At 71.6% G+C, this 9,448-nt stretch carries 10 protein-coding genes and 1 tRNA gene; 6 read left to right on the forward strand and 5 right to left on the reverse strand.

The window, feature by feature from the left end; translation table 11 throughout:
• The first annotated feature begins 425 nt into the window (after positions 1–425).
• Positions 426–498: transfer RNA gene (locus AB0C29_RS20065), tRNA-Lys, on the forward strand.
• 88 nt (positions 499–586) lie between these two features.
• Here AB0C29_RS20065 and AB0C29_RS20070 read toward each other — a convergent pair.
• The 3 genes from AB0C29_RS20070 to AB0C29_RS20080 are packed head-to-tail and all read right to left on the reverse strand — an operon-like array spanning position 587 to position 3,254.
• Complete coding sequence (locus tag AB0C29_RS20070; RefSeq protein WP_360822160.1) at positions 587–1,378, reverse strand: SAM-dependent methyltransferase; 792 nt, start codon at positions 1,376–1,378, stop codon at positions 587–589.
• 23 nt (positions 1,379–1,401) lie between these two features.
• Positions 1,402–2,196: an SDR family oxidoreductase gene (locus AB0C29_RS20075; RefSeq protein ID WP_360822162.1), complete on the reverse strand. Its 795-nt coding sequence runs from the start codon at positions 2,194–2,196 to the stop codon at positions 1,402–1,404.
• A gap of 29 nt (positions 2,197–2,225) precedes the next feature.
• Complete coding sequence (locus AB0C29_RS20080) at positions 2,226–3,254, reverse strand: acyl-CoA desaturase (protein ID WP_360822164.1); 1,029 nt, start codon at positions 3,252–3,254, stop codon at positions 2,226–2,228.
• 149 nt (positions 3,255–3,403) lie between these two features.
• On the opposite strand from AB0C29_RS20080, the gene AB0C29_RS20085 reads away from it, so the two are divergent.
• Entirely contained in the window at positions 3,404–4,690 is a 1,287-nt protein-coding gene (locus AB0C29_RS20085) for a sensor domain-containing protein (protein WP_360822166.1), read from the forward strand.
• The gene (locus AB0C29_RS20090; RefSeq protein ID WP_360549387.1) at positions 4,642–5,277 is read left to right on the forward strand and encodes a response regulator transcription factor; all 636 of its coding nucleotides are present in this window, start codon (positions 4,642–4,644) and stop codon (positions 5,275–5,277) included. The genes AB0C29_RS20085 and AB0C29_RS20090 overlap by 49 nt, the downstream gene beginning before the upstream one ends.
• On the opposite strand, the gene AB0C29_RS20095 is transcribed toward AB0C29_RS20090, so the two are convergent.
• Entirely contained in the window at positions 5,248–6,012 is a 765-nt protein-coding gene (locus AB0C29_RS20095; protein ID WP_360822168.1) for a hypothetical protein, read from the reverse strand. The genes AB0C29_RS20090 and AB0C29_RS20095 overlap by 30 nt on opposite strands.
• Positions 6,013–6,094: 82 nt before the next feature.
• Positions 6,095–7,150: an oxidoreductase gene (locus AB0C29_RS20100; protein ID WP_360822170.1), complete on the reverse strand. Its 1,056-nt coding sequence runs from the start codon at positions 7,148–7,150 to the stop codon at positions 6,095–6,097.
• Positions 7,151–7,202: 52 nt separating this feature from the next.
• On the opposite strand from AB0C29_RS20100, the gene AB0C29_RS20105 reads away from it, so the two are divergent.
• The 3 genes from AB0C29_RS20105 to AB0C29_RS20115 form a co-directional block, all read left to right on the forward strand.
• Positions 7,203–7,700: a nuclear transport factor 2 family protein gene (locus tag AB0C29_RS20105; RefSeq protein WP_360822172.1), complete on the forward strand. Its 498-nt coding sequence runs from the start codon at positions 7,203–7,205 to the stop codon at positions 7,698–7,700.
• 95 nt (positions 7,701–7,795) lie between these two features.
• Positions 7,796–8,389, forward strand: a complete 594-nt coding sequence (locus tag AB0C29_RS20110) for an antibiotic biosynthesis monooxygenase (RefSeq protein WP_360822174.1) — start codon at positions 7,796–7,798, stop codon at positions 8,387–8,389.
• Between the two features lie 42 nt (positions 8,390–8,431).
• A partial coding sequence (locus AB0C29_RS20115; RefSeq protein WP_360822176.1) for an MFS transporter occupies positions 8,432–9,448 on the forward strand: 1,017 nt, incomplete at its 3' end.

Below are 9,448 nucleotides of genomic sequence, written 5' to 3' on the forward strand. Positions count from 1 at the left end.
CCCGTGCCTGGCTGACCGTGATCTACCGATGCTGGACCACCCACACCCCCTACGACCCCGCCCAACATCGCGCCCTGCAAACCCTCCTCCAACAAAATCCACAACCGGTTGGTTGACACAGGGCACTCACGCCGAGACCGGGCCCGGGTGCCCACTCGCCTGGCGGCTCGTGACCGGGCCCCCGGACCCTGCCGGCTGCGTGCTCCCCAAAACCCATTAATGCGTTGAGGGCTCGTATCGCGATCTTTACTGTGGGAATCACACCGCACGAAGCGACCGGCCGAAGGGGGTTCGAAGATGGTCCGCACCATGAACGGCAAGCGGATGATGCGCCCCGGATCGGGCCGGCGACGCGGCTGACGCTGCGTTCAGCGTGCCGCCCATCCCGGTTCGGGAGGGCGGTTTTTTCATTCCCGGAAACACCAGTGCCGCTAGCTCAACAGGTAGAGCATCCGTCTCTTAAACGGAGGGTTCGGGGTTCGATTCCCCGGCGGCGCACGCGGCAACCGCAGGCTGAGCGTTGGCTGCTCATCCGCCCCTCATAAGGGCGGCCGGCCCGGTTCGACACCGGGGCCTGCGACCACGATCAGAGCTTGCGGCCCACCGCGCCGTAGCCCATCCGGGCCAGGTCCGGGTCCATCTCCGGCGGCGGCTGCTCGTACGGCCACACGTTGACCAGGCCCGGCGGTTCCAGCTCGAAGTCACCGAAGAACGCCTCGATCTCCGCCCTCGGCCGGGGCGTGAACGGTGCGTTGGCGCCCTTGTAGATGGCGCTGATCCGGGCCATGTAGTCCGGCCGGGCGTCGTTGGCCGCGTGCGAGATCGCCAGGAAGCTGCCCGGTGCCAGCGCCTCCCGGTACGCCGCCACCACGTCGTGCGGCTTGTCGTCGTCCGGCATCAGGTGCAGCAGGAACATCATCAGCACCGCCACCGGCTGGTCCAGGTCGAGCAGGCCGCGCAGTTCCGGATCCTCGAGGATCGTCTTCGGCTCGCGGACGTCGCGGCGCAGAATGATCGCGCGTTCCGGGTCGCACAGCAGGGCCCGGCCGTGGATGCAGACGACGTCGTCGTAGTCGACGTAGGCCACGCGGACCGACGGGTCGATGGCGCGGGCGATCTCGTGCACGTTCTCGGCCGCCGGCAGGCCCGAACCGAGGTCGAGAATCTGCCGGACGCCACGGTCGCGGACCAGGTGCTCGACCACCCGCTTGATCAGCGCCCGGCCCGAGCGGGCGGCCTCGCGCATCTCCGGCGCCACGGCCAGCACCGCCTCGGCGGCAGCCCGGTCGGCGGCGTAGTTGTCCTTGCCGCCCAGCCAGTAGTCGTACATGCGGGCGGCGTTCGGGACGGTGGCGTCGATTCCGGCGGGCACGGTCACGACCGCCACTATAGGGCCAGATGCTACGTCGTCGTGCGTAACCAGCCGCCGTCGATGTAGTACGTCGAGCCGACGGTGTAGCTCGCCCGCGGAGAGCACAGGAAGACGAACAGGTCGGCGATCTCGGCCGGGTCCGCGAACCGGCCGATCGGGGCGTTGTCGGTCGCGATCTGCTGCAGGTGCTCCTGCCAGGACCGGTCCGTGCCGGCGGTCAGCGCCTTCGCGGTCTTCTCCCAGTCCGGCGTCATGACCAGCCCCGGGTTGACCGCGTTGACCCGGATGTTGTCGCCGATCAGCTCGTTGGCCAGGCACTTGGAGAACATCACCAGCGCCGCCTTGGTGACGTTGTAGATCGGCTCGTAGCCCAGCGGCTGCGTCGCGCAGATCGACGCGTTGTGCAGGATCACCCCACCACCGCGGGCCTTCATCAGCGGTGCGAAGAGGCGGGCCAGCCGGACGGCGGCCATCACGTGCAGTTCCCAGTACGCCTGCCAGCGCTCGTCACCGGCCTCGAGGATGGTTTCCTCGCTGCCGGTGCCGGCGTTGTTGATCAGAATGTCGGCGCCGCCGAACTCGTCGACGACCGCGCGCTCCAGCAGAGCCGGGCCATCGAGTCCTCCGATGTCGGCGGCCACCCCGATGACGCGTACCTTGAATTCTTCGCGGAGCTGAGCCACGACGGCCCGCAGCCGCTGCTCGTCGCGGGCGCAGAGGGCCAGGTGAGCGCCCTCGGCCGCGAGGCCGCGGGCGATCGCCAGGCCGATGCCGACCGTGCCGCCGGTGATGACCGCGACCTTGCCGGTGAGCTGTAGGTCCATGCCCTCACGCTCTCACAGAGCGGGAGTTGTCAGCGGGCCCTGGCCTCGCGCAGCGGGGCGCCGACCTCGTGCAGGTGCCGCAGCGCCTGCCGGTACGAGTTGATCAGGCTGGTCGACTCGTAGGAGACACCGATCTCGGCGCAGTACGCCTCGACGATCGGCTGCACCTTGCGCAGGTTCGGTGTCGGCATGGCCGGGAACAGGTGGTGCTCGATCTGGTAGTTCAGGCCGCCCATGGCCGCGTCGGTCAGCCAGCCGCCGGTCACGTTGCGGGAGGTCAGGACCTGCTTGCGCAGGTAGTCCTCGGTGCCGTCCGGGTGCGGCATGCCCTTGTGGTTCGGGGCGAACGTCATGCCCAGGTAGACACCGAACAGCGCCTGGTGCACCAGGAGGAAGGCGACGGCCTGCAGCGGCGAGAGGATCACGAACAGCGCGGTGAGGTAGCAGGCCGCGTGCACGATCAGCAGGCCGGCCTCGAGGTTGCGGCGCTTCATGTCGCCGCGGATCAGCGCCTTGACGCTGGAGATCTTCAGGTCGATGCCGAGCAGCGTGAGCAGCGGGAAGAACAGGCCCGCCTGGTGCCGGGTCACGAAACCCTTCAGCCCGCGGCGGCCCCAGGCCGACTTGGTCGCCCAGATCAGCACCTCGGGGGCGACGTCGGGGTCGAGGTCGTCGTGGTTGGGGTTGTTGTGGTGGCGGGTGTGCTTGTCCATCCACCAGCCGTAACTCATGCCCACGCCGAGGTTGCCGGCGATCCGGCCGGTGATCTCACCGGGGCGCTTGGTGCGGAAGACCTGCCGGTGGGCGAGGTCGTGCGCCACCAGCGCCACCTGGGTGAAGGCCACCGCGAGGAACACGGCCGTGGCCAGGTTCCACCAGGAGGCGCCGATCAGGAAGAACGCGGTCCAGCCGCCGATGAGCATCAGGGAGACCGCGGTCAGCCTGACGGCGTAGTACGCCGGTTTGCGCTCGAGCAGGCCCGCGCGAGTGACCCGGCGGTTCAACTCGGCGAAGTCGCTACCGGCCGTGGACCGCGGCCGCTCCGTCGTTGTCGTCATGCCTTCAGACTCCGGCATGGGGGCCGAACGGTCAGGAGTGTCAGATCCCCGGCAATGGTGGTGTTAGCACCCCCGTCAAACGTGGGGGATTGTGCACATGGTGGAGCGGTATCACCGGGTGTGCCGGGACCGGCGAGGAGAATGAGGCCATGGAGACGCGCTCGTGGGTACGCGACGGCCTGCGGGCCATCGCGGGTGGCGTGTTCGCCGTCGGCCTGGCCATCACCAACCTGCCGCTGCTGGCGATGTCGATCGTGGCGCTCGCCCTCACCCCGGTGCCCTTCCTCGGCCTGGCCCTGCTGCCGTGGGTCACCAACCTGGTCCGGATGCGGGCCAACCTGGAACGCCGGCTGGCGGCGCGGGCCGGCATCGCGATCGCCCGCCCGTACGAGCCGCCGCCGGCACGGGCGCTGCCCGGCGGCTGGAAACGCTTCCGGTGGATCGCCACCGACCCGGCGACCTGGCGGGACCTGGCCTGGCTGCTCCCCGGCGCGATCGTCGCCTTCGTGCTCGGCCTGCTCGCGGTGGTCATCCCGCTCTACGGCCTGGAGGGCATCTCGCTGCTGCCGCTCTGGCTCTACCTGAGCATCGACTGGTACGGCTACGGCGTCTTCTGGCCGATCGCCAACTTCAGCGAGGCCATGCTCTCGATGCCGCAGGGCGTGCTGTTCCTGGCCCTGGGCCTGGGCGCGGCCCCGTGGCTGCTCGAGGTCAACGCCCAGTTCGCCAAGCTGTTCCTGGCCCCGACCAAGGCCGCCGGCCTGCGGCTGCGGGTCGCCCAGCTGACCGTCACCCGGGCCGACACCGTCGACGCGCAGGCCGCCGAGCTGCGCCGGATCGAGCGTGACCTGCACGACGGGGCGCAGGCCCGGCTGGTCTCACTGGGCATGACCATCGGGCTGGCCGAGGAGATGATCGAGCGCGATCCGGCCGCGGCCCGCAAGCTGCTGGCCGAGGCCCGCGAGGCCAGCGGTACGGCGCTGCTCGAACTGCGCAACCTGGTGCGTGGCATCCACCCGCCGGTGCTGGCCGAGCGTGGTCTCGACGGCGCGGTACGCGCACTGGCCCTGAGCCTGCCGCTACGGGTGACCGTGGAGATGGACCTGCCCGGCCGCCCGCAGACCCCGGTGGAGTCCGCCGCCTACTTCGCCACCGCCGAGGCACTGGCCAACGTGGTCCGGCACAGCCGGGCCCGGACCGTGCAGATCTACGTCCAGCACGTCGACGACCTGCTGTTGCTGACGGTGAGCGACGACGGGGTGGGCGGCGCCGATCCGGCCCACGGCACCGGACTGCGGGGCATCGCCCGCCGCCTGGCCGCATTCGATGGCACCATGTCGGTGTCCTCCCCGCCGGGCGGACCGACGGTCGTATCGATGGAGTTGCCGTGCGCGTTGTCCTCGCTGAAGACCTCGCCCTCCTCCGCGACGGGCTGACCCGCCTGCTGGAGGCCTTCGAGTTCGAGGTGGTCGAGGCCGTGGACAACGGCCCGGCGCTGCTGCCCGCGCTGATCAAGCACCGACCGGACGTGGCCGTCGTCGACGTACGGCTGCCGCCCACCTTCACCGACGAGGGCCTGCAGGCGGCCATCGCGGCCCGCACCGAGATCCCCGGCCTGCCGGTCCTGGTGCTCTCCCAGCACGTCGAGCCGCTGTACGCCCGCGAGCTGCTGAGCGACCGCAACGGCGGCGTCGGCTACCTGCTCAAGGACCGCATCTCGAACGTGGCCCAGTTCGTCGACGCGGTCCGCCGGGTCGCCGACGGAGGCACGGCGATGGACCCGGAGGTGGTGTCCCAGCTGCTCGCCCGCCGGGAGCCGCTGGCGGTGCTGACCACGCGCGAGCGGGAGGTGCTGGGGGAGATGGCCGAGGGCCGGTCCAACGCGGCGATCGCGGCGAAGCTGTTCGTCACCGAGAAGGCGGTCAGCAAGCACATCAACAACATCTTCACCAAGCTGGGCATGCCGCCCTCGGACGACGACAACCGCCGGGTGCTAGCCGTGCTCACCTACCTCAACGGCTAGTCCGAGCAGCCGCACCACCCGGATCGCCTTCCCGACGGCCTTCTCCAGGTCGTCCGGGCGCAGCGGCGCGTCCAGCGGCACGAAGGCGAACAGCTCCTCGCCGATGACCGTCCACGGTGGAATGTCGCCGCGCAGGTGGGCGGCGCGCAGCAGCGGATCGCCGAGCCGCTCGGTGTCCGCGCCGACCGGCTGGAAGCGGTGCAGGAACTCGTCCTCGCCGTCGCGCAGCCGGCCCGGGAGACGGTGGACCCGCACGCCCATCGACGGCACCGGCCGGGGCAGGGCGACGATCGCGAAGGCGGCCCGGCCGGACCGCCGGTCGACCGTCGTGCCCAGGCCGTTGTCGTCGAACTCCAGCAGCCCGGTGCGGACCGCAAAACCATCAACCCGCTTCGCGTACGCCCGCAGCACAGTGACCGTCTCCGGCCAGCGCACGAGTGACTGCCACGGCCAGCGCCAAGGCGCGGGCTCCCACCCGGCTGTGCGTTCCCAGTGCCGTAACTCGTCGGCCGCCCGCTGCCTGCGGCGGCCCTGCAGAGAAGCCCGGCCGATGGCGGTGACGCTGATGACCCCGATAACCACCAGGAAGCCGATGCCGCCGAAGACGTCACTCAGCGCGAGCATGGCGACCCGCAGCAGAACGACGGCGATTAGTAGCCCGAAGACCATGCCGCCGACCAACAGCGCGCCGATCAGGGGATTGGCTCGGCGGTGCGAGCGGACGGGTCCGGGCATCGACGCTCACTGTATCGAGCGCAGTCGAATCCCCGGGGCGTGCGACCCGGGCGGGTCGCTCGCCCGGGTCGGCGTCGCTGGATCAGCGGCGCCAGGTCAGCTTGGCGACCCGGCCCTGCTCGCCGGAGGCCCAGCAGGCGCCGGACACGCACAGCACCGCGTCGAAGCTGCCCGCGTCGAACTCGGTCCACGTCCGCCCGCCGTCGCGGCTGATGTCGCTGCCGGTCGGCCCGACCGCGAGCGCCGTGCTGCGGCCCAGCCAGGTCGCGCCCGAGCGGTATTCGCCCGGCTCGGCCTTTGCGGTCTGCCAGGTGCGGCCGCCGTCCCGGGTCGTCGCCGCGGCGTCCGGAGCCGTCTCCGGCACGGCGTAGTCGCCGCCGACCGCGATGCCGTGCCACGGGTCACGGAAGGCCAGGCTGTAGACGCCGGCGCTGGGACCGCTCGGGATCGTGCTGTCCGTGACCCGCCAGGACCGGCCGCCGTTCACGGTCGTGAAGACCCGGGCGCGTTCACCGCCGCCGGTGGCGAACCAGGCCCGCCCGGCGCCGCGGCGATCGGCCGAGACCAGGCACGTGCCGCTCGCCGCGAAGGCGAACTCGCCGGCCAGCGCCTCGGGCATGCCGGCCGTGGGCTGGACCCGCCACGAGCGGCCACCGTCGGCGGTGGCCAGGATGCGGAACTTGCCGCCCACCGGGTCGGAGAGTGCGAGGCCGTGCCGGCGGTCCAGGAAGGTCACGCAGTCGTAGAACGCCGCCGGGTCGTCGTTGCGGAACGTCTCGGTCCAGGTGCGACCGCCGTCGGCCGTCCGGTAGAGCCGGGACTGGTCGCCCTCGCCGATGGTCAGTGCCACGGCGTGGTCGGCGTCGAACGCCTCGATGTCACGGAACTGGAGCTCGGCCGTGCCCGGCGGATCGACCCGCTGCCAGCTGCGCGCGCCGTCGACCGTCCGCAGGATCGTGCCCGCGGAACCGGCCACCCAGGCCACTTTGTCGCTGACCGGGGCCAGGCCCCGGAAGCGGGCGGTGACCCCGGTGTCGGACAGCCGCCAGGCCGGCGTGGGGTGCCCGGAGGTGAAGCCCGCGGTGGCGGTCAGCGTGACGAGGGCGAGAGCAGCCATCGAGAACTTTCGCAGCGTCATGGTCGGGAACTTACTCCGGCCCACCGACATCGGCAGGCGGTAGATTCCGTCGATGGGGAATCCGACGATCACTGCCTGGCGTACGGCGGGCGAGAACGGCGATGCGACGGCCGCCGCGGCCTGTCTCGCCCCCGAGGTCGAAATGATCTCACCGCTGACCGCACAGTTCCGCTTCCACGGCCCGGCCCAGGTGACCGATGTGCTGGCGAGCGCCTTCGAGGTCATCCACGACATCCGCTACCACACCGAGGTCGGGGCGGACGACACCTGGGCGCTCTTCTACCACGGCAGGGCCCGGCGGGAGCCGGTCGAGGAAGCGCAGTTGCTGCGGCTGAACGGACAGGGGCTGATCCGGGAGATCACCTTCTTCGGGCGACCGCTGCCGGCGTTGACCGAGGTGATGGCCGGTATCGGCCCGCGCCTGTTGCGCCGTCAGCGCCAGCCGGGCCTGGCGCGGCTCGTCGGCCTGGCGACAGCGCCGCTCAACGCGATGACCAGGCTCGGCGAACGGACGATCCTGCCGCGCGCGGACCCGGCCCGGCGACGGTGACCTGTGCTGATGGTCACGGGGTGCGCGGCTTTGATCACAGTCCCGGAGAGCCGTTCGCCGCCCAGCCGTGACACCGGGCATGAATCATCAAGGGTATGGAAACCGCAGCGCCGCAGCTCGCCGTCACCGTGGCGATCACCCGCCGGGCCGACCCGTCCCGCAACGCGGAGATGCTGGCCTGGGTCCGGGCCGGCGCCACCCTGGCCGAGGACTTCCCCGGCTTCCTCGGGGTCGGCTGGATGCGGCCGGTGCTGGGCTCGACGGAGTGGCACATGCTGTACCGCTTCGCCGACGCCGCCGCGCTGCACGCGTGGGAGGAGTCCCCGCAGCGGCAGTGGTGGCTGTCGTCGGCGCAGGGCATGGTCGAGCACACCCGGGTGGAGCGGCGCACCGGCATCGAGGGCTGGTTCGACCCGCCGCAGGAGCACGAGGTCGACGACCTGACCGCGCCGCCGCCGGGTCCGCCGCCGCGCTGGAAGCAGGCGGTGATCATCTGGCTGGGCTTCTTCCCGGTCAGCCTGCTCGCGGCGGTGACGCTGGGGCAGCTGCTGGCCGGACAGCACGTGCTGGTGCGCACGCTGGTGACCACGTTGTGCCTGACGCCGCTGATGACGTACCTGGTGCTGCCGCAGGTCACCAGGGCGCTGCAATGGTGGCTGCACGGGCAGCCGCCGCCGTGGCGCCGCTGAGGATTTGACCCTCGACCAACTCGAGGCACCAGGCTCCCACCCGTGCGGAGATACGGGATCTGGCTGGCGGCCGCGACGGTGTCACTGCTCGGCACGCAGGTGCTGGGCTTCGCGATGGCCTGGGTGGCGGCGGGGCGCGGCGGGGCGTTCGCCGGCCTGGTGCTGACGGCGATCAACCTGCCGCGGGTGCTGTTGTTGCTGGCGGGCGGGGCGGTGGCCGACCGGGTCGGCGCCTGGCGCGTGATGATCGTGGCCGACGTCGTGATGACGGCGGTGATGCTGGCGGTCGCGGGAGCGGCGGCGGTGTGGGGCGAGCAGCCGTGGTTGCTGGTGGGTGCGGCGCTGGCCGTCGGGCTGGTGGACGCTTTCTATCTGCCCAGCTCCGGGTCGCTGCCGCGGTTGCTGGTGAGCGGTCCCGGCCTGGCCCGGGCGCTGTCGGCCCGTCACCTCGCCGGTCAGCTCGTTGCTGCTGCCGGGCCGCCGCTGGGCGCGGTGGTGGTGGCTGCCGCGGGGATCGCCGCCGCGGCTCTGGGGAATGCGGTGACGTTCGCCCTGATGGCCTTGGTGCTGCTGGGACTGCGGCGAAGCTTGCCGGAGCTGGGGCGTCCGGCGAGCGCGGCGCCGGCTCGGGCCGGTGGTTTCTGGCGGCAGGCGGTTGACGGGTTGCGTACGGCCGGGCGGGACAGGGTTCTGCGACCGGCGCTCTTGCTGACGGCTGCTGCTGCCGCCTCTCTGTTGCCGGTTTCCGGGTTGCTGGTGCCGTTGCTGGCTCGGCAGCGGCACTGGCCAGCCGCCGCGGGTGGGGCGGTTGTGGGTGCCGTGGCTCTCGGGACAGCAGTTGTGGCGAGCATCGTGCTGGCGCGGGGTGCGGCGCGGCGGCCGGGTGCGGCGGCGATCACCGGGCTGCTGATCGCGGCGGGGGCGGTGGCGGCACTGGCGGTGGCGCCCGGCGTGGCGGTGGCGATCGGCGCCGGGCTGGTGGTGGGGGTGGGTGCCGGGCTGTTCAGTGCGCACTTCGCGCCGCTCGTCCTGGGTGCGGCGCCGGCCACGCACCTGGCC

The sequence above is a fragment of the Actinoplanes sp. NPDC048791 genome, assembly GCF_040650095.1.
Classification (GTDB): Bacteria; Actinomycetota; Actinomycetes; order Mycobacteriales; family Micromonosporaceae; genus Actinoplanes.